The 18252-nt window shown below is 68.0% G+C and carries 18 protein-coding genes and 1 pseudogene; 9 read left to right on the forward strand and 10 right to left on the reverse strand.

The genetic code is table 11. From position 1 onward, the window contains the following. The first annotated feature begins 142 nt into the window (after window positions 1–142). The 3 genes from rqcH (at window position 143) to J0X25_RS20310 (ending at window position 3252) form a co-directional block, all read left to right on the forward strand. A complete protein-coding gene (gene rqcH, locus J0X25_RS20300; RefSeq protein ID WP_207289270.1) occupies window positions 143–2338 on the forward strand; it encodes a ribosome rescue protein RqcH in 2196 nt (731 codons plus the stop codon). A 99-nt stretch (window positions 2339–2437) separates the two neighbouring features. Next, complete coding sequence (locus J0X25_RS20305) at window positions 2438–2815, forward strand: CBS domain-containing protein (protein WP_345778470.1); 378 nt, start codon at window positions 2438–2440, stop codon at window positions 2813–2815. Window positions 2816–2940: 125 nt separating this feature from the next. Next, window positions 2941–3252 carry a hypothetical protein gene (locus J0X25_RS20310; RefSeq protein ID WP_207289271.1) on the forward strand — a complete coding sequence of 104 codons (312 nt, stop codon included), beginning with the start codon at window positions 2941–2943 and terminating at the stop codon, window positions 3250–3252. Between the two features lies 1 nt (window position 3253). Here J0X25_RS20310 and J0X25_RS20315 read toward each other — a convergent pair whose 3' ends face one another. Continuing rightward, on the reverse strand, window positions 3254–3841 hold the full coding sequence (locus J0X25_RS20315) for a hypothetical protein (protein WP_207289272.1): 588 nt from the start codon (window positions 3839–3841) through the stop codon (window positions 3254–3256). A gap of 150 nt (window positions 3842–3991) precedes the next feature. Further along, the gene (gene purF, locus J0X25_RS20320) at window positions 3992–5464 is read right to left on the reverse strand and encodes an amidophosphoribosyltransferase (RefSeq protein WP_207289273.1); all 1473 of its coding nucleotides are present in this window, start codon (window positions 5462–5464) and stop codon (window positions 3992–3994) included. Window positions 5465–5707: 243 nt separating this feature from the next. On the opposite strand from purF, the gene J0X25_RS20325 reads away from it, so the two are divergent. Continuing rightward, window positions 5708–7489 (forward strand): MutS-related protein, encoded by a 1782-nt coding sequence (locus tag J0X25_RS20325; protein WP_207289274.1) that lies wholly within the window; start codon window positions 5708–5710, stop codon window positions 7487–7489. On the opposite strand, the gene J0X25_RS20330 is transcribed toward J0X25_RS20325, so the two are convergent. Together J0X25_RS20330 and J0X25_RS20335 are read right to left on the reverse strand one after the other, a co-directional pair. Continuing rightward, complete coding sequence (locus J0X25_RS20330) at window positions 7486–8145, reverse strand: DUF6735 family protein (protein ID WP_207289275.1); 660 nt, start codon at window positions 8143–8145, stop codon at window positions 7486–7488. The genes J0X25_RS20325 and J0X25_RS20330 overlap by 4 nt on opposite strands. A gap of 418 nt (window positions 8146–8563) precedes the next feature. Further along, window positions 8564–9010 carry an SRPBCC domain-containing protein gene (locus J0X25_RS20335; RefSeq protein ID WP_207289276.1) on the reverse strand — a complete coding sequence of 149 codons (447 nt, stop codon included), beginning with the start codon at window positions 9008–9010 and terminating at the stop codon, window positions 8564–8566. Between the two features lie 138 nt (window positions 9011–9148). Between J0X25_RS20335 and J0X25_RS20340 the strand changes: the two genes are divergently transcribed. Continuing rightward, window positions 9149–10180: an amidohydrolase family protein gene (locus J0X25_RS20340; protein WP_207289277.1), complete on the forward strand. Its 1032-nt coding sequence runs from the start codon at window positions 9149–9151 to the stop codon at window positions 10178–10180. Window positions 10181–10268: 88 nt separating this feature from the next. Further along, window positions 10269–10745, forward strand: coding sequence for a universal stress protein (locus tag J0X25_RS20345; protein ID WP_207289278.1), 477 nt, complete (start codon window positions 10269–10271; stop codon window positions 10743–10745). 15 nt (window positions 10746–10760) lie between these two features. Here the strand turns inward: J0X25_RS20345 and J0X25_RS20350 are convergent, their stop codons facing one another. Beyond that, a complete protein-coding gene (locus J0X25_RS20350) occupies window positions 10761–11699 on the reverse strand; it encodes a biotin--[acetyl-CoA-carboxylase] ligase (protein ID WP_207289279.1) in 939 nt (312 codons plus the stop codon). A gap of 165 nt (window positions 11700–11864) precedes the next feature. Further along, the gene (locus tag J0X25_RS20355; protein WP_207289280.1) at window positions 11865–13052 is read right to left on the reverse strand and encodes an acyl-CoA dehydrogenase family protein; all 1188 of its coding nucleotides are present in this window, start codon (window positions 13050–13052) and stop codon (window positions 11865–11867) included. Window positions 13053–13199: 147 nt separating this feature from the next. Between J0X25_RS20355 and J0X25_RS20360 the strand changes: the two genes are divergently transcribed. Continuing rightward, window positions 13200–13907: a helix-turn-helix domain-containing protein gene (locus J0X25_RS20360; RefSeq protein ID WP_225896709.1), complete on the forward strand. Its 708-nt coding sequence runs from the start codon at window positions 13200–13202 to the stop codon at window positions 13905–13907. A 27-nt stretch (window positions 13908–13934) separates the two neighbouring features. Here J0X25_RS20360 and J0X25_RS20365 read toward each other — a convergent pair whose 3' ends face one another. The 3 genes from J0X25_RS20365 to J0X25_RS20375 form a co-directional block, all read right to left on the reverse strand. Further along, a complete protein-coding gene (locus J0X25_RS20365; RefSeq protein WP_207289282.1) occupies window positions 13935–14915 on the reverse strand; it encodes a tyrosine--tRNA ligase in 981 nt (326 codons plus the stop codon). A 58-nt stretch (window positions 14916–14973) separates the two neighbouring features. Continuing rightward, a complete protein-coding gene (locus J0X25_RS20370; protein WP_207289283.1) occupies window positions 14974–15168 on the reverse strand; it encodes a hypothetical protein in 195 nt (64 codons plus the stop codon). A gap of 125 nt (window positions 15169–15293) precedes the next feature. Beyond that, on the reverse strand, window positions 15294–15593 hold the full coding sequence (locus tag J0X25_RS20375; protein ID WP_207289284.1) for a HalOD1 output domain-containing protein: 300 nt from the start codon (window positions 15591–15593) through the stop codon (window positions 15294–15296). 119 nt (window positions 15594–15712) lie between these two features. Here J0X25_RS20375 and J0X25_RS20380 point away from each other — a divergent pair. Continuing rightward, a pseudogene (locus tag J0X25_RS20380) lies at window positions 15713–16369 on the forward strand (hypothetical protein). A gap of 36 nt (window positions 16370–16405) precedes the next feature. On the opposite strand, the gene J0X25_RS20385 reads toward J0X25_RS20380, so the two are convergent. Then, window positions 16406–17185, reverse strand: a complete 780-nt coding sequence (locus J0X25_RS20385; protein WP_207289285.1) for a 4-phosphopantoate--beta-alanine ligase — start codon at window positions 17183–17185, stop codon at window positions 16406–16408. 197 nt (window positions 17186–17382) lie between these two features. Between J0X25_RS20385 and J0X25_RS20390 the strand changes: the two genes are divergently transcribed. Further along, window positions 17383–18078: a class I SAM-dependent methyltransferase gene (locus J0X25_RS20390; RefSeq protein ID WP_207289286.1), complete on the forward strand. Its 696-nt coding sequence runs from the start codon at window positions 17383–17385 to the stop codon at window positions 18076–18078. The last annotated feature ends 174 nt before the right edge of the window (window positions 18079–18252 follow it).

Raw genomic sequence — 18252 nt, forward strand, 5'->3', positions numbered from 1 at the left:
CCGACGGACCCGGGCGACGACTCGAGCGCGGGTGGCGATGTGTTCGGCCCCGTGGCGATGCGCTCGGCCCCGCTGGCGTCGCGCCCGAGCGAGGAGGACGCGGAGCGACACGCCTTTTTGACAGCGCCGGACAGTGTGAGGTATGGATCCAAAGCGGGAGCTTACCAGCGTCGACCTCGCCGCCCTCGTCGGGGAACTCGGTGCCTACGAGGGGGCGAAGGTCGACAAGGCCTACCTCTACGGCGACGATCTCGTCCGGCTCAAGATGCGCGACTTCGACCGCGGTCGCATGGAACTCGTGCTCGAGGTCGGCGAGGTCAAGCGCGCCCACACGGTCGCCCCCGAGCGGGTGCCCGACGCGCCCGGCCGGCCGCCGCAGTTCGCCATGATGCTCCGTAACCGGCTCTCGGGGGCCGACTTCGCGGGCGTCGAGCAGTACGAGTTCGACCGCATCCTCGAGTTCGTCTTCGAGCGCGACGACGGCACGACCCGGATCATCGTCGAACTGTTCGGGCAGGGCAACGTCGCGGTCACCGACGGCGAGTACGAGGTGATCGACTGCCTCGAGACCGTCCGGTTGAAGTCCCGAACCGTCGTCCCGGGGTCGCGCTACGAGTTCCCCGACAGCCGGACGAATCCGCTGACGGTCTCGCGAGAGGCGTTCGACCGCGAGATGGACGACTCCGACACGGACGTCGTCCGGACGCTGGCGACGCAACTCAACTTCGGCGGCCTCTACGCCGAGGAGGTCTGTACCCGCGCCGGCGTGGAGAAGGGACTGGACATCGCGGAGGCCGACGAGGACGTCTACGACCGCGTCTACGACGCCATCGAACGGCTCGCGCTCGACATCCGGAACGGGAACTTCGAGCCGCGGCTGTACCTCGAGGCCGAGGGCGACGACGAGGACGGCGGCGGTTCCGAGACCAAGGACGAGGACGGAGACGGTTCCGAGACCGAGGGCGACGATGCCACCCCGGAGCGAGTCGTCGACGTCACGCCGTTCCCGCTCGAGGAGCACGCCGACCTCGCGTCCGACCCCTACGACTCGTTCCTGACGGCGCTGGACGACTACTTCTTCCGGCTCGACCTCGAGGACGAGTCGGAGCCGGATCCGACCGAACAGCGCCCCGACTTCGACGAGCAGATCGCCAAACACGAGCGGATCATCGAGCAACAGCAGGGGGCGATCGAGGGGTTCGAGCAGGAGGCCGACGCGCTGCGCGAGCAGGCCGAACTGCTGTACGCCGAGTACGGGCTGGTCGACGACATCATCTCGACGATCCAGAACGCTCGCGCGCAGGATCGGCCGTGGGACGAGATCGAGGAGCGATTCGAGGAGGGCGCAGAACGCGGTATCGCGGCCGCCGAGGCGGTCGTCGACGTCGACGGCAGCGAGGGCGTCGTCACGGTCGAGATCGACGACGAGCGGATCGACCTCGTCGCCCAGCAGGGCGTCGAGCAGAACGCGGACCGCCTCTACACCGAGGCCAAGCGCGTCGAGGAGAAGAAGGAGGGCGCGCTGGCGGCCATCGAGGACACCCGCGAGGACCTCGAGGAAGCCAAGCGCCGTCGCGACGAGTGGGAGGCCGCGGACGAGGCCGACGCGAGCGATGACGACGAGGACGAGGAGGAGCAAGATCGGGACTGGCTCTCGATGCCGTCGGTCCCGATCCGCGAGAACGAACCCTGGTTCGATCGCTTTCGCTGGTTCCACACGAGCGACGGCTACCTCGTGATCGGCGGCCGCAACGCCGACCAGAACGAGGAACTCGTCAAGAAGTACCTCGAGCCCGGCGACACGGTCCTCCACACGCAGGCCCACGGCGGCCCCGTCACCGTGCTGAAGGCGACCGATCCCAGCGAGGCCTCCTCGAGCGACATCGAACTGCCCGAATCGAGTATCGAGGAGGCCGCGCAGTTCGCCGTCTCCTACGCGTCGGTCTGGAAGGACGGCCGCTACGCCGGCGACGTCTACGCCGTCGACTCCGACCAGGTCACCAAGACGCCGGAGAGCGGCGAGTACCTCGAGAAGGGCGGGTTCGCGATCCGCGGGGACCGGACCTACTACGACGACACGCCGGTCGGCGTCGCCGTGGGGATTCAATGCGAGCCCTACACCCGCGTCATCGGCGGCCCACCGTCGGCCGTCGAGGGCCGGGCGGAGACGACGATCGAACTCGAGCCGGGCCGCTACGCGCAGGCCGACGCGGCGAAGCGGATGTACCGCCGGTTCCGCGAGCGCTTCGAGGACGAATCCTTCGTCCGCAAGATCGCCAGCCCGGACCGCATCCAGCACTTCATGCCGCCGGGCGGAAGCCGGATCAAAGACGATTGAACCCGCCATCGACGCGGCGCTCACCGTCGTTCCCACCCGACGCGGCTCGAAGGAACGTCGTGGGCAAGACCAATGGTGGTCGTTCACGTACTCGAGCGTATGTCCACGACCGACAGTACCCGCGTCGACGACGTGATGTCGTCGCCCCTCGAGACCATTTCGAAGGACGCGACGATTCAGGAGGCAGCCACGGCGATGCGCGAGAAGGGGATCACCGCGCTCGTCGTGCCGTCAAATCCGCCGTCGATCGTCACCAGCACCGATCTGCTGGACGCCGCCGCCGACGGGCGCGATCCGACCGACGTGCGGGTTGCCGACGTGATGACCGAATCCGTCGAGACCGTGCCGCCGGACCTCTACCTCGAGGAGGTCGCCGCGATGATGACCAGCCTCGGCATCGGCCACCTGCCGGTCGTCGAGAAGGACGACTACGTCGGCATGGTCTCCTCGACGGACGTCACCGCCGAACTCTCCTGACGCCGGCAGTGACGCCGACGCCGGGGACCTTCCGGAGTCAGCCACCGAGAGCGGCCCGAGCGACTCGAGCCACGGCTGCATCTGCCGGGTACAGGCCTACACGACCGCCGGTGGACGCCACGACCATGACGGACATCGATATCGACAGCGGCACCCAGACCGAGACCGACACCGAGCGCGAACTCGGCACCGCGACCATCGTCTACGAGACGCCGGCGGAGGACGTCGAACGCGTCACCGTCGACAACGAGCACATCGCCTACTTCCAGAACCACTGGCTGTTCGCCTACGGAACCGACGAGGACGGCAACGACGTCATTCGGCGGGTGCCACACGAGCGCGTCCACTACGTCGAACGCTCCGTCGAGGAACTCGAGTCGACGTTCGAGTCCGGGGTCGAGAAGGCGAAGGGGAAACTCGAGGAACTCACCGACTGAGTTAACTCTCCTCCGTCGGCTCGGATTGCTCGTCGCGGGCGCTCGCTTCCGGTCCGACTCGGCGTCGTCCGGGTGCCGTCCCGGGCTCCGAACGGTCGTCGATCTCGATAGTCGTGCGGCGCTCGGCCGCGTCGTAGGACGATCCGAGGGCGATCAGGAAGCCGACCATCGCCGTGACGACGGCGACGGTGCCGATGGCGACGACCCCGATCGAGGCCAGCGTGCCCGAGAGGACTTGCCCGGCCGTCAACAACGAAACTGCGGTCACGCCCGCGATCAGCGTGAGCAGGCGGGCCAGACGACCGGTATCGACGCCGTGGTAGCGCTTCTCGCCGGTGGTGTCGAGCAACACCGTCAGGATTCCGTCGTACGAATCGTCGGTCCTCGCGTTGCCCAGCGAGTGAATCGATTGCGAGATCCAGACGCCCGCGGTGAAGTTGAGTAACGCGACGAACGAGACCACGCCGAGCGTTCCGTCGACGAGCAGTCCCGCTCCGATCGCTCCCGCGAACGTCACCGCCATGATGGCGTGCGTTACGAGCGACCGCGTACCGAAGTCTTCCAACTGATCGATGTGTCCGTGCTCCATACCGGAGGAAGGTGCGCAGCGAGGATAGCGCCGGTCCCTATCTATGTCAACCGATGACAGATAACACGAGTTTCGGCTGCGGCGAACTGGTCGCTCGCGCCCGCTCGAGTGGCTACGGAGACGCAGTCAGAATCGGATCGCTGGCCGGACTCAGTCGTCGGCGGGCAACTGCTGGCCGGTGACGTCGGGGCGGGTGACGTCGCGGTCGGTCTCCTCGCCCTCGATGTCGTAGGGGTACTCGCCCGTCACGCAGCCCAGACAGAGGTCGATGCGCTCCTTCCCGAGCACCTCGGCGACGGCGTCGGTCGAGAGGTAGGCGAGGCTGTCGGCGCTGATCGCCTCGCGGATCTCCTCGGTCGACTTGTCCGAGGCGATCAGCTCTTCGCGGGTCGCCATGTCGATCCCCATGTAACAGGGGGCGACGATCTCCGGCGCGCCGATTCGGACGTGGACCTCCTCGGCGCCGCAGTCTTTGAGCAGTTGCACGAGCTGCGTCGAGGTGGTCCCGCGGACGATGCTGTCGTCGATGACCGTGACCGTCTTGCCCTCGACCGTCGATTTGATGGGGTTGAGCTTCAGGCGAACCGCGCGCTCGCGCTCGTCCTGCGTGGGCATGATGAACGTCCGCCCGACGTAGCGGTTCTTCATCAGCCCCTCGGCGAACGCGACGCCGGCGTCGTCCGACGCGCGGGGCTCGCCGTCGGCCGTCGTCTCGCTCGCGGCGTCGGCGTAGCCGGAAGCGAAGGCGCGCCCGGAGTCGGGGACCGGCATTACAACGTCGGTCTCGACGCCGCTCTCCTCCCAGAGTTTGCGCCCCAGATTTCGGCGGGCCTCGTAGACCAGCGTCTCGTCGATGACGCTGTCGGGTCGGGCGAAGTAGACGTGCTCGAAGAAGCAGTGCGCGGTGTGCTCGTTCTCGACTAACTGGTAGGAATCGAAGCCCGAGCCGTCGTCCTCGAGGACGACCAGTTCGCCCGGTCGTACGTCGCGGACGAGTTCGCCGTCGAGGGTGTCGATGGCCGCCGACTCCGAGGCGAGCATGTAGCCGTCCTCGAGTTTCCCGATGCAGAGCGGGCGGTTCCCCTGCGGATCGCGGACGCCGAGGATGGTGTCGTCGTGGCTGATCGTCAGCGCGTACGAGCCGTGGATCCGGCCCATCGTGCGCTTGACGGCGCGCACGAGGTCTTCCTCGAGTAAGTTGCGCGCGAGGTCGTGGGCGATGACCTCGGTGTCGCCGTCGCTGGTGAAGGCGTGGCCGACGGCGGCGAGTTCGTCGCGGATCTCGTCGGCGTTGACGAGGTTGCCGTTGTGCGAGAGGCCGAGCGACCCGCTCTTGAAGGAGACGGAGAAGGGCTGGGCGCAGGAGGAGTCGACCGAGCCGGCGGTCGGATACCGGACGTGACCGATTCCCGCCGAGCCGTTGAGCGTGTCGAGGTCGCCCTCGCCGAAGGCGTCCCCGACGAGCCCCATTTCGACGTGGCTGTGTTGCTGAAAGCCGTCGTGGGTGACGATCCCCGCGGACTCCTGGCCGCGGTGCTGGAGCGCGTAGAGCGCGTAGTACAACGGCCGCGCCGCGTCCCGACCGTCGAGTGAGACGCCGACGACGCCGCACTTTTCGGTCATTCCTGTTCGCCGGGGAGTCTCGCCCCGCCCATCAGTCATGGAAGTCAGTAGGCGTCCGAGTCGATAAAAATCCCCGTGTTTGTGCGTCCAATTCAGTCAGCCGACGTGAATTGTATCCACGATCGTGTACACATCGCGGATAGCCGCGTCGTCGGTCGATCGTCGCTACCACAGGTTGGCGCGAGCGATCGATCCGGCCCTCGAGGCACAGTGTTCAAGACAGTTGACTCGAATCCGACCAGTATGCGACTCGAGGAGTACTGGGGCGTCGGGCCGAAGACGCGGGCGACGTTAGTCGAGGAACTGGGCAACGAGCGCGCGATCCGAGCGATCGAAGGCGGCGACGTTCGGGCGCTCGCCGACGCCGGCCTCGCCCGCGGACGGGCGACGCGCATCCTGCGCCGCGCGACGGGCGGCGCCGGGATGGACGTTCTGGCGACCAGCGACGCCCGGTCGGCGTACAAGGAACTGCTCGATCTGGCCGTCGAACACGCCGTCACGCAGCGCGCGGCCGACCGCATTCGGGTGCTGACGCCGCTGACCGACCGCGAGGCCGTGGAAGATCGCCTGGACGACGTGCTCGCCGCCCGCGACGCGTGGGCCGACCTCACGGAGACCGATCGCGAGGCCGTCCTCGCCGCCTACGAGCGCTACGACGAGCGCGCGGAGAGCGAACACGCCGCCGTCGAGGCCGCGCTCGCCCTGCTCGAGGCCGGCGTGGATTCCGGACCGTTCGCCGCCGTCGCCGACTTAGAGCGGGAGCGACTCGAGGAGGCCGCCGAGGCGCTCGCGGCGCTCGACGACGGCCGCGTGCGCGAGGGCGCCGACGAGGAACTCGACCGCTACCGGGCGGCGCTGGGGACGATCGAGGACATGGACGCCAACGCCCTCGAGTTGATCGAGGAGTTGCGCGACGATGGCGTCCGCGACGTCGGCCAGTTCCGCGAGGCCTTCGAGGATCACCTGCTGACCGAGACCGAGGTGACGATCGATCGAGTGCGCGAGGCGATGCCGACCGACGCGACCGACGCGACGGACTTCGTCGGCGCCACGCTGCGAACCCTCCGGAGCGATCTCACCGCCGCGATCGACGAGCGCGAGGTGCTGGTCGCGAGCGACCTGAAGGGGACCCTCGCGGACAACCGCGAGGCCGTCGATCAGGCGGTGTCGGCGGTCGACGACATCGCCCTCCACCTCTCGCTGGCCCGGTTCGCGCTCGAGTACGACTGCACGCGGCCGGTGTTCCGCGACGGGCAGGACGCCGCCGTCTCCGTCGTGAACGCTCGCAACCTCACGCTCGCGGTGACCGACGAGGAGGCGGTCCAGCCGGTCACCTACGCGCTCGGCGAACACACGGTGACCGACGTGCCGGCCGGCGTGAACGCGGTGCCCGGCGAGGAGCGCGTCTCCGTCCTCACCGGGGCCAACAGCGGCGGGAAGACGACCCTGCTCGAGACGCTGTGTCAGATCGTCCTGCTGGCGATGATGGGGCTGCCCGTCCCCGCCGACCGCGCCGAGATGACGCCGGTCGACGCGCTGGTCTTCCACCGCCGCCACGCGAGTTTCAACGCTGGCGTCCTCGAGTCCACGCTGCGCTCGATCGTGCCGCCGCTGTCGGCCGGCGGGCGCACCCTGATGCTGGTCGACGAGTTCGAGGCGATCACCGAACCCGGCAGCGCGGCCGACCTCCTGCACGGCCTGGTGACGCTGACCGTCGACCGCGAGGCGCTGGGCGTGTTCGTCACCCACCTCGCGGACGACCTCGAGCCCCTGCCCCCGGAAGCGCGGGTCGACGGCATCTTCGCGGAGGGACTGAACCCCGACCTCGAGTTGCTGGTCGACTACCAGCCACGCTTCGACACGGTCGGGCGGTCGACGCCGGAGTTCATCGTCTCGCGACTCGTGGCGAACGCGGACGACCGCGGCGAACGCGTGGGCTTCGAGACGCTCGCGGAGGCGGTCGGCAACGACGTCGTCCAGCGGACGCTGGCCGACGCCCGCTGGAGCGGGACGGAGAGCGACTAGCGGCGGTCGTCCTCCTCGTCGGACCGCCGCCGTCCGGCGTCTGTTCCGTCGTCGTCGCGGCTCAGCGAGCCTTCGCCGTCGCGGTTTCGCGGACCGGTACCGTCACGGTTCTGCCGGCCGTCGCCCTCGAGCCACCAGTCGGGTGGGGGCTCGTACGTCCCCTCGTCCGAACCGCGGCCGTACGTGTAGACCGTCCCGTCCTCGTCCTCGCAGACGCGCGCCTCGAGGTACGCCTGGGCCGCCCGTCGCGAGAGCGCCCCCATCTCGATCACGTCGGCCAGCGCCGTCTTGGTCGCGCGAAACCACGTCCGCACGCGACGGTCGGCGGCGTCGTTCGCGACGGCGACGATCGCCCCGCGGCCGTCGTCGCGACCGTCACCCCACTCGAGCCAGCAGACTCGGTAGGCGGACACGTGGTAGTCACCGCCGGGTTCGACGAGATACAGCGCTTCATGGACGCAGGGGTCGAGGTACTCGGTCAGGATCCGGTCGCGATCGATCCCGGACGCGAGCACCTCGGCGTCGACGGTGCCGTCGGCCAGCGGCGTCTCGGCGGTGATCCGCTCGCCGAGGGACGCGTCGCCGCCCCAGTGGCTGTATCGCAGGTCGTACCGGCGGTCGGGTCGTCGGTAGGCGACGAGCGCTCTATGCCCCATCGCCCACCCGACTTGGACGCGACGAGCGATCGTGGACGGTCCTCGGGGGACGGGGGCGGCTGGGCTGGCACTCCATCGCCGGTGCTGGCCGCCCGTCCGTACTTGAACCTCCGGACTACCGGGATCGGCGAGATTACTCGAGAAAGCGATTTCTGGACGCTACTTCGGATGAAATTCGAAACTCCCCCGTTCGCGAACGTCGAGTTCGCCGCACTCCTGGCATCGGTGGTGTGCCGTATCGAAAACGGTTCCGCACGCGGGACACTGATATTCGAGGCCGCGTTCGCCGAACGGCAGCGTCTCCGTCAGTCGATCGGAAAATCCTATGCCCCTCGTGGGAACCACGTCACCGAGAGCAGCGGCCATGCACACGCCACGGCTTCTCCCCCGTCGGATCCCGGAACTGCCGTCGGGTTCCCTACTCCGCCGCCGCGACGCGGCGCTCCGCCCGCTCCTTGACCGCGGCGTTCATCGCGGCGAACCCGGCCTCGAGCGAATCTCGGTTCAACAACAGCGGGACGAGCGCGCCGCGGAACGTCTCCCGGTGGAGCAGTCGCGTCCGCTCGCCGTCCCCGACCGGCTCGAGGCGGAACTCGTGGTAGCCGTCGAAAGCGAAGGGGACGACCAGTCGGCCGAGCCACGCGAGCCGGCGGTTCTCCTCGACGGCGACGACTTCGGGTTTGAAGGTCATCCCGCGGGAGTCCGGCGGGTCGATCCGCACCCGGAGGTGTTCGCCCTTGGTCGGATCGCCCTCGATCGCGCGGACGAACGGATTCCACTCGGGATAGCTCTCGAACTCGAGGAGGACATCCCAGACGACCTCGGGCGGGGCGTCGATCTCCGCGAACACCTCGATCTGATTCATGCTAACAGACAAAACTGTCCAGTCGCTTGCCTGTGTTGCCGTCGTTAGCTGGTACCGCGGACAGCAATGACACGGAGAGTCGGTCGGTCGGCCGCCCGACGTCGAATCGTTGAAGGCGCAGACGACGTAGACAGCCGTATGGAACGAACGGGGACCATCCTCAGAGGCCGCGAGTTCGAACCCGTCGAGGGTCGCGTCGTGATCGACGACGACGGACGGATCGAAGCGATCGAAGAGACGGCGGTGGAGAGCGACGATATCATCCTCCCGGCGTTCGTCAACGCCCACACGCACATCGGCGACTCGATCGCGAAGGAGGCCGGCGGCGGCCTCTCGCTCGAGGAACTGGTCGCGCCGCCAGACGGGCTGAAACACCGGCTCCTCCGGGCGGCGTCGCAAGACGAACTCGCCGCCGCGATGCGCCGGTCGCTGCAGTTCATGCAGGAATCGGGGACCGCCGCCTGTCTCGACTTCCGCGAGGGCGGCGTCGAGGGCGTCGAGACCCTCGAGCGGGCCGCCGACGGCCTCGCGATCGACGCGCTCTCGTTCGCCCGGGGCTCGATCGACGCGATGCGCGCCGGCGACGGGTTCGGCGCGAGCGGCGCCAACGACTCCGAGTTCGGGGCCGAGCGGGCGGCGACCCGCGAGGCGGGCAAACCGTTCGGCATCCACGCCGGCGAGGTCGATTCCAGCGATATCGATCCCGCGCTGGACCTCGAACCGGAGTTTCTGGTTCACATGGTTCACCCGGAGCCGGATCACCTCGAGCGCGTCGCGGAACAGCAGGTTCCGATCGTGGTCTGTCCGCGCTCGAACCTCGTGACCGACGTCGGACTGTCGCCATACGAGGAACTCAGTGAGCGTACGACGCTGGCTCTCGGGACCGACAACGTGATGCTCAACTCGCCGTCGATGTTCCGGGAGATGGAGTTCCTCACCAAGCTCTCGGAGCTGCCGGCCGACGAGATCCTCCGGATGGCCACGGTCAACGGCGCGGAGATCGCCGACCGCGAGTACGGCCTCGTCGAACCCGGTCGAGAGGCACGCCTACTGGTACTGGACGGCGACTCGCACAACCTCGCCGGCGCGCGGGATCCCGTCCGCGCCGTCGTCCGACGGGCCGGCGTCGACGACGTCCGCGAGGTCGTGTTCGGAACCGAGACGATCTGACCGGCTCATCCTCCTATCGCTTCGGTTGACGGTCCGCTCGAGCCGTGGAAACGTTATTGTAACTCCGTGTTGTATGATCACATATAACATGTACGACTGCATCCTCGTTCCGACCGACGGGTCGCCGGAGGTCGAACGCGCCGTCGACTACGCGTTCGATCTGGCGCGCACGCACGACGCGACGGTCCGGACGGTCTACGTCGTCAGCGTCGCCAACTACGGCGGCCTCCCCATGGAAACCGCCATGGAGGGGATCAGCGGCGCGCTCCGGGACGAGGGCGAGCAGGCCGTCGAGCGGGTCGAGGAGCTCGCGCCCGACGACGTCGACGTCGAAACGAAGGTCCTCGAGGGGGCGCCGAGTCGCGTCATCGTCGACCAGGCCCGACCGGGCGAGTGCGACCTCGTGGTCATGGGAACCCACGGCCGCGGCGGCATCGATCGCCTCCTGCTGGGCAGCGTGACCGAGCGCGTCGTCCGCAGGGCGGACGTACCGGTGCTGACCGTGCAGGTCGAACCGACGGAGCGCGAGGAGCAGCGGGACCGCGAACGCGTCGCTGCCGAGTGATCGGCAATACTCTCCTTAGACGGGGCGCAAGTGCTCGCAGTCGCCCGCCGACACCGTCTCCCGGCCGTCGTCGGTCTCGACGACGAGCGCGCCCGACGCCGTGACGTCGACAGCCTCGCCGACCAGTTCGCCCGAGGGCCGGTCAACCCTGACTCGCTGCCCCAGCGTCAGCGCCAGGTCGCGCCAGGCCGGGAGGACCGACTCGAGGTCGTTCCGGGAGCCGTCGAACTCCTCGAGCAGTCGCTGGACGAACAGTCGGCGGTCGACGTCGCCAGCCTCGTCCCGAACGCTCGTCGCGCCCTCCGGAAGCGCGTCGGCGTCGAGGTTCGCGTTGACGCCGATCCCGACGACGAGCCAGTCGACGCGGTCGGTTTCGCCCTCCATCTCCGTGAGGATCCCCGCGAGCTTCCGGTAGTCGCCCTCCGACCCGACCGGGACCACCACGTCGTTGGGCCACTTGATCCGAGCGTCCACCCCAGCCTCGCGGGCCGCCCGCGCCGTCGCGACCGACGCCGCGAGCGTGTATAGCGGGGCCCGTGCGGGCGCGATCTCGGGTCGGCTGACGACGCTCACCCAGACGCCGCCCGACGGCGCCGACCACTCCCGCTCGAGGCGGCCGCGGCTGCCCGTCTGTTCGTCCGCCACGACCGCGACGTCCGCGGCCCCCTCGCCGGCGAGTTCGCGCGCGCGGTCGTTGGTGCTCCCGATCGAGTCGTGGTACTCGACGGTAAACGGCGCCTCGAGGCCGAACTCGACGGCGGGGCCGTTGTACGCCTCGACGGCGACCAGTTCGTAGCCGTTCGGTCCGCTCTCGATCTCGAAATCGGCCTCGCGCAGGCCGTCGATGTGCTTCCAGACCGCCGCCCGCGAGATATCCAGCGAGTCGGCCAGGTCCGGCCCCGAGACCGGCCCGTCGGACAGCGCCTCGAGGATCGCTCGTCGCGTCTCGTTCATGCCCTCGAGAGGGGCGCGCTCGTACTTCAATCGGCCGGGATCGACGCCGTCGTGGGTCCCATCCGTCGGCGGGATCCTCGCGGCTGCGCATCAAGTCTCGGGAACGTCCATCGCGACGCCCGGCGCCGCCTGCTACTGCTGGTATCGCGGCTCCCGCACCGACCGCTATAGCAACTGATCCGCGACGATGTTCTTCTGGATCTCGCTCGTGCCGTCGTAGATCTTGGTGATCCGGGCGTCCCGGTAGAACCGCTCGACCGGGTGGTCCGAGACGTAGCCCGCGCCCCCGTGGACCTGCAGCGCCTCGTCGGTGACGTCGACGGCGTTCTCGCTGGCGAACAGTTTCGCCATCGCGGCGAGTTTCGTCGCGGTGGCGTCATCGCCGGACTCGAGCGCGCTCGCGGCGCGATAGGCGAGCGACCGTCCCGCCTCGATCCCCGTCGCCATCTCCGCGATCTTGTGTCGGATCGCCTGAAACTCCGCAATCGGTCGGTCGAACTGCTCGCGCTCGCCGGCGTAGTCGATGGCCGCCTCGAGGGCCGCCTGCGCCACGCCGGTCGCCTGCGCTGCGACGTCGACGCGGGCCGGCGCGAAGAACTCCATCAACTGGTAGAAGCCGCGGTCGACCTCGCCGACGACGTTTTCCTCGGGGACGCGGAGGCCGTCGAGGACGATCTCGGCGGTGTCCTGGGCCTCGATCCCCAGTTTGTTCGTGATAGGCGTCGCCTCGTACCCCTCGACGTCGGTCGGCGTGAGGAAGGCGGTGACCCCGGCGTGGCCCTTCTCGGGCGAGGTCTTGGCCATGATGATCGTCACGTCCGCGACCGTCCCGTTGGTGATCCACATCTTCTGGCCGTCGATGACGTACTCGTCGCCCTCCTTCTCCGCGGCTGCGCCGCTCCGTTCCGAGGCGCGCTGCGCCTCGCTCTTTTCGGCGCGCGTCTCCATCCCTGCGACGTTCGATCCGTGGGCCGGCTCTGAGATTCCGGTCGCGATCGGCGTCTCGCCAGCGGTAATCCGGGGCAGCCACTCCTCGCACATCCACTCGTCGCCGTACTCGACGAGCATCCCGGTCCCGAAGTCCGCGGCGGCGATCGACCCGCCGACGCCGGGATCGGCCCGCCACAGTTCCTCGGTGACGATCGCGGTCGAAATCGGGTCCATGCCGGCGCCGCCGTACTCTGTCGGGACGTGCGGCGCGACGAAATCGAGAGCGGCCGCCTCGGCGAGCAGTTCCGCCGGATACCGTTGTTCGGCCTCGTACTCCGCGGCGACCGGTCGGATCTCGTTCTCGCCGAACGTCCGGACCGCGTCGCGGATCGCTTCCTGCTCCGGCTCGAGGTGGAAAGACATACCACGATACTCGAGAGCGAAGCCCGTCAACCCATCGACGAGCGGCGGCCGGCGAGCCAGCGGTGACCGAACGCGGCGACGAACGAAATACCCCCTGCTATGGACTGCGAAAGAGAACAGTGCCGAGGGGGCGAAGGGCGAGCACCGATGAGCCGAAGCCGTAGCGAGAAGAACGCCGTCGAGGTCGAGTTTCGGGTCGACGACCCGTCGTATCCGTTCGTCGACGCGTCGCGGACCGAGGACTGTCGGCTCGACCTCGAGGTGATCTTTCCGCACTCCGAGGACGGGTTCGTCGAGTACTTCACCCTCGAAGGTGGACACCCGGAGCGGATCCTGAACGTGGTCGACGGCTGCGACGACGTCGACGCGGAACTCATCGCGCGCCACGACGACGGCGGCCGGCTCCGGTTCCACGTCCGCGAGCGCTGCGTCGCGATCACGACCGTCGAATTCGGCGCCATTCCGCGAGTCGTCGAGGCCAAGGGCGGGAGCGGCCGCGTCGTCGCGGAAGTGGCGTCGCCGTTCGCCGCAACCAAACTCGTGGATCGGTTCGAACGGGAGCACCCGACGGCCACCGTCGAGGGCTATCGCAGTCGGTCGCGGTCGACGCCGCTGCTCACGCACCACGATTTCACGCAGACGATCGTCGATTCGCTCACCGACAGGCAGCGGGAAGTGTTCCTGACCGCGTACATGAACGGCTACTACGACTGGCCGCGGAAACACGAGGCCGCCGAACTCGCCGAGAAACTGGGAATCTCGCCGGCGACGTTCTCACAGCACCTCCGGACCGCGCAGGGGAAGATCTTCAGTCGCCTCCTCGGTACGAACGACGAGGGCGTCTTCGTCGAGTGAGTCGACGCGCGAGGCGTATCGACCGACCTATCCCCGAATCTCGAGCAGTTTCTCCCGACCCGGCGCGATCAGTTCGTCCAGGTAGCTCGCCAGCGTCCCCTTCGCGTCGGCGGGGTGGAGTTCGCCCGACTCGAGGTCCGCGGCCAGCGACTCGTAGTCGTCGTAGCGCAGATCGCCGCCGTACTTCTCGGGTCGTTCGACGACGACTTCCTCGAAACGGGGGAAGACGTGGTACTCGAAGAGTTCGAGCACGGGGTTCTCGAGGTCGCCCTCTGGATCCCGGGTCGGCGGACAGAACGCCGAGTTGACCTTCTCCTCGAGGTCGTCCGTCGAGTCCTCCATCGAGATGGTGACGCCCTCGCTCGAGGACATCTTCCCCTCGCCGCTGGTGAGGTCGGCGACGATGGGCGTGTGGAGGGCGGGCCGCACGTCGTAGCCGAGTTCGGGCAGTTCCTCGCGAGCGAGCATGTGGACTTTGCGCTGGTCGAGGCCGCCGACGGCGAGGTCGAGGTCGAGGTACTCGATGTCCAGCGTCTGCATCAGCGGGTAGACGACGTGGCTCACCTTCGCGGTCTCGCCGCCCTGAATCTCGGCCATCGCGCGCTGAGCGCGGTTGAGCGTCGTCGAGAGCTCGAGTTCGTGTAAGTCGAGGGCGTACTCCTCGTCGAGTTGGAACTCGGAACCGTAGACGAACTCCGTCTGCTCCTCGTCGAGGCCGTAGGCGACGAACTGCGCCTTCATCTGTTCTGCGGTGTCGCGAATCTCCTCGAAGGTGCCCTTCCCGTTGAGGTAGGCGTGGACGTCCGCCAGCAGGACGACGACCCCCATGCCCGCCTCCTGCAGGTCGATGAGCTTGTTCGCCGTCAGCAGGTGGCCGAGGTGGAGCACGCCCGAGGGCTCGTAACCGACGTAAGCGCGCTTGCCGTCGGGATCGTCGGCGAGTTCGCGCACCTCCTCGTCGGTCACGACCTCCTCGGCGTTTCGGGTGATCAGGTCGTAGGTATCCATTCCTGTCGAAGTGAAATCAGCGGACGGATTTATGACTTTGTGAACGCGTCGGCCGCTCTCAAAACGGTTTCAGCGACTCGACCCGCTCGCGGGCCGTTCCCGCGAGGTAGCCGGTCGCCGCACCGACGCCGACCCCGACCGCTCCGCCCGCGGGTCCGGCAACGCCGCCGACTCGTCCGCCCAGTTTCGCTCTCTCGGCCGCGCCGCGGGAGGCGTGTTCGGATCGCAGACACGGTGGCTCGAGCGATGGCATCGGTCCGCGATTCGACCCGTGAGGGAATAGTAGTTACCGATTCGAAAGAAATCGAGTCACTTCGAACCCAGTCGGCGGGTGAGGAGCACGTCACGAACCGCCACCGCGAGGCGGCTCAGCGAGCGTTATGCCGATTCCGCCAGATCCCGTCGAACCGTGACGGTCCCATCTTGCTGAACGTGGATGCGATAGCCGTGATAGGAAAATTCGAGTTCGGCGTCGGCGTCCGGCTCCGGCGGCGACGTGAAGAGATCGGCGACCAGATCGTCGGCGCGGTCGTAGATCGGTGCGAGGTTCATTGCGTCGGTCTCCTCGAGCTCGGCGACGAGCTCCACGAGCTGGACCGCCGGTGCGTTCCGGGTCGTCTCGAGTTCGCGGCGCGCGACGATATCGTCGTCGTCCGGCGGATCGATCGACTCGGTCATCGGTCAGACTGTCGGCAGTGATCCCCCTAACGTTTCTACCGGCTGTGGCAGGCCCGGCCATGATAGCCGCGGGAGCGTCCCGAATACACTTGCCGCTGGCTCGCGTACTCGGCCCGACGATGACCTACAGAGAGGACGCCATCAACGCCCTCCGGCGAAGCCTCCTGCCCCAGCTTCACTACCTCTTCGAGGGCAGCTTCGGCGGCTACGCCGTCAGCCACACCACGGCCGACGAGTACGCGCTGACGGCCCACTGTTCGGAGGCCCGACTCGAGTCGATCCTCGAGGACCTCGGCTTCTCGCGCAACCCCATCGCGTCGCTGTAGGTCCGGCTGGACGGCAACACCTCGGAGGGATCGTGGGTGTGGCGGCCGTCGCCGCTCGCGGACGACCAGCTCCACGTCGTACTCCACGCGATCGAGGACGCCGAGAAGGTGGACGTCTACGCCCACTGGGAGCACTCGTGGATCCGGCATCCGTACAAACACTACGTCGCGCGGGCGTACGACGCCGAGAAGGGCGTCAGGCTGGCGCGGAAGTGGCTCGTCGACTACGAGCGGCGGTGTCTCAACGGCTCCGACGGGATCGCCTACGAGATCGACGACTCCCTGTCGCGGGCGGCCAGCGAGTACCTCTCGCTGTCGTACTATCGGGTCGAAGAACGCATCGCGTCGATAAAATCGCGACTCCCCGGTATCGACGCCGAACGGAACTACGTCATCGATCGCGAGGACGCGCGCGACGCCGTCTCGCCGACGATCACGGACCGATTCTGAGTCCCGATTGGGGCGGGTCGCACCTCGAGTCAGTCGCTATAGCTCACCCGACCGAATCCGGTCCTCGGCGGCCTCGAGGGCCGCCTCCCGATCGAATTCCTCGATGATCGCTCGCAACGACGTCTCGTCGGCGTCGGCGAGTTCCCGCGCGTGCTCGGTCATGTTCGGGACGGCGCGGATGATGTTGTCGACGATCGGCACGTCCGCGACCTGCGGCGACCGCGAGAGCGGGTTGAGGTCGATCACGATTTCGACCTTGTCCATCTCGTCTAACGCCTCGGCGCGGTCGCCGTCCTCGAGGGGGACGAGCACGACGTCGGCCGCGTAGATCCCGTCCGCGTCGACCTTCGCGCGCTGGTGGTCCAGGTTCGGAATCCGCGCGTCGGCCTCGAGCCCCCTAACGTTCTCGGCGCCGTGCTCGCGGAGGTGGTCGGCGATCGCCTGAATTCGCTCGTCGGTGCGGTTGAAGAGGTTGACCTCGAGGTCGGCACCGGTGGCCTCGGCCAGGTCGACCATCTCGCCGGGGACGAGCGCGGCGACGTTGCCGTTGATCGAGAGCACGGGCCGCTCGGCGAGCAGCAAGTGCGCGGCGGCCGCCCGCTCGGCCTCGTCGGCGCTGGGGATCGTCTCCTCGCCGAGCAGGTAATCGAAGGCGCTGCCCCGGCCCTCGGCGTGCATCCCCTGCAGGTGCGTGATCCCCTTCTCGACGCCCTTCTCGATTCGGTGGCGGGTGAGCAGGTCCTGGTATCTCGGGTGGTCCTCCGGAATCTCCTCCTCGTGCTCGACGTCGGCGGAGACGGTGTCGTAATCGGTCACGATCGATCACTTGGTTCGATCGATAAAAAACGGCCCGATCCGGCGACTGCCCGCGGCCCGGTCGAACGGCGCCGGTCCGATCGCACTCGCGAGGATCCCGTTTAGATCGGGGGAATCGATCCTGTCGCCAGTTCTACTCATAAAGCCCCGATAGGTTTCGCGTGAAGCTACTCACTCGAGGCGACGCATCTCCACGTATGGTCACGGACCGACGAGACCGAACCCCGACAGCCGATCCCCCCGCCACGGACGACGACCACGCCGACCACCTCGAGCGCAGTCGGACGGTCTGGGACCGCTGGAGCGACTGGTACGGCATGAGCGAGAAAGATTTCGAACCGATTCGCGAGGCGGCCATCGACCGACTCGACCTGCAGCGGGGCGACCGCGTGCTCGAGATCGGCTGCGGTCCCGGCGTCAACTTCGAGCGGGTTCGACGCGATATCGGCGCGGAGGGCGAACTCGTCGCCGTCGACTACAGCCCCGGAATGCTCGAGAACGCACGCGAACGAATCGAGGCACACGGCTGGGAGAACGTCCGGGTGCTCCGGGCCGACGCGACGACGGTCGAGTTCGACGAGCCCTTCGACGCGGCGCTCGCGACGCTCTCCCTCTCGGTTATGCCCGACGTTCGCCGCGCCGCGGAGACCGTCTCCCAGTCACTCGTCCCCGGCGCGCGCCTCGCGGTCGTCGACGTTCGGCCGTTTCCGAGCGGCCCCGCTCGAGTCCTGAACCCCTTCGTCCGACGGTTCTTGCGCTGGTACGCGAACTGGAACCCCGACGATGACGTCGCGGAGTCGCTGGACGACGTCTTCGATACGTGCGAACTCGTCGACACGCACTTCCTCGGCACCGCGTACACGGCCGTTTGCGGGAAGCGAGACGCCGCGTGATCTCCCGTTACTCACAGTAGATCGGTTCACGGTTTCGTTATCCGCAGTTCCCGTGAAAGCCGCGTTCAGTATCGGCTGAGAACGTACCACGCTCGGCTGAGAAACCGGCGTGCGGTGGCGCGCGCTGTCGGCCGACCGAGCGATAGCGAGGGCGGCTGACGATTTCGTGCGAGG

Source organism: Haloterrigena alkaliphila (genome assembly GCF_017352155.2).
Lineage (GTDB): Archaea > Halobacteriota > Halobacteria > Halobacteriales > Natrialbaceae > Haloterrigena > Haloterrigena alkaliphila.

Excerpts from the sequence above, each read along its gene's own strand:
- J0X25_RS20325 (WP_207289274.1), top strand. The coding sequence starts at position 5,708 with ATGCGACTCGAGGAGTACTGGGGCGTCGGGCCGAAGACGCGGGCGACG.
- J0X25_RS20305 (WP_345778470.1), top strand. The coding sequence starts at position 2,438 with ATGTCCACGACCGACAGTACCCGCGTCGACGACGTGATGTCGTCGCCC.
- J0X25_RS20340 (WP_207289277.1), top strand. The coding sequence starts at position 9,149 with ATGGAACGAACGGGGACCATCCTCAGAGGCCGCGAGTTCGAACCCGTC.
- J0X25_RS20360 (WP_225896709.1), top strand. The coding sequence starts at position 13,200 with ATGAGCCGAAGCCGTAGCGAGAAGAACGCCGTCGAGGTCGAGTTTCGG.
- J0X25_RS20345 (WP_207289278.1), top strand. The coding sequence starts at position 10,269 with ATGTACGACTGCATCCTCGTTCCGACCGACGGGTCGCCGGAGGTCGAA.
- J0X25_RS20335 (WP_207289276.1), bottom strand. The coding sequence starts at position 9,010 with ATGAATCAGATCGAGGTGTTCGCGGAGATCGACGCCCCGCCCGAGGTC.
- purF (WP_207289273.1), bottom strand. The coding sequence starts at position 5,464 with ATGACCGAAAAGTGCGGCGTCGTCGGCGTCTCACTCGACGGTCGGGAC.
- J0X25_RS20370 (WP_207289283.1), bottom strand. The coding sequence starts at position 15,168 with ATGCCATCGCTCGAGCCACCGTGTCTGCGATCCGAACACGCCTCCCGC.
- J0X25_RS20350 (WP_207289279.1), bottom strand. The coding sequence starts at position 11,699 with ATGAACGAGACGCGACGAGCGATCCTCGAGGCGCTGTCCGACGGGCCG.
- J0X25_RS20315 (WP_207289272.1), bottom strand. The coding sequence starts at position 3,841 with ATGGAGCACGGACACATCGATCAGTTGGAAGACTTCGGTACGCGGTCG.
- J0X25_RS20390 (WP_207289286.1), top strand. The coding sequence starts at position 17,383 with ATGGTCACGGACCGACGAGACCGAACCCCGACAGCCGATCCCCCCGCC.
- J0X25_RS20355 (WP_207289280.1), bottom strand. The coding sequence starts at position 13,052 with ATGTCTTTCCACCTCGAGCCGGAGCAGGAAGCGATCCGCGACGCGGTC.
- rqcH (WP_207289270.1), top strand. The coding sequence starts at position 143 with ATGGATCCAAAGCGGGAGCTTACCAGCGTCGACCTCGCCGCCCTCGTC.
- J0X25_RS20330 (WP_207289275.1), bottom strand. The coding sequence starts at position 8,145 with ATGGGGCATAGAGCGCTCGTCGCCTACCGACGACCCGACCGCCGGTAC.
- J0X25_RS20365 (WP_207289282.1), bottom strand. The coding sequence starts at position 14,915 with ATGGATACCTACGACCTGATCACCCGAAACGCCGAGGAGGTCGTGACC.
- J0X25_RS20310 (WP_207289271.1), top strand. The coding sequence starts at position 2,941 with ATGACGGACATCGATATCGACAGCGGCACCCAGACCGAGACCGACACC.
- J0X25_RS20375 (WP_207289284.1), bottom strand. The coding sequence starts at position 15,593 with ATGACCGAGTCGATCGATCCGCCGGACGACGACGATATCGTCGCGCGC.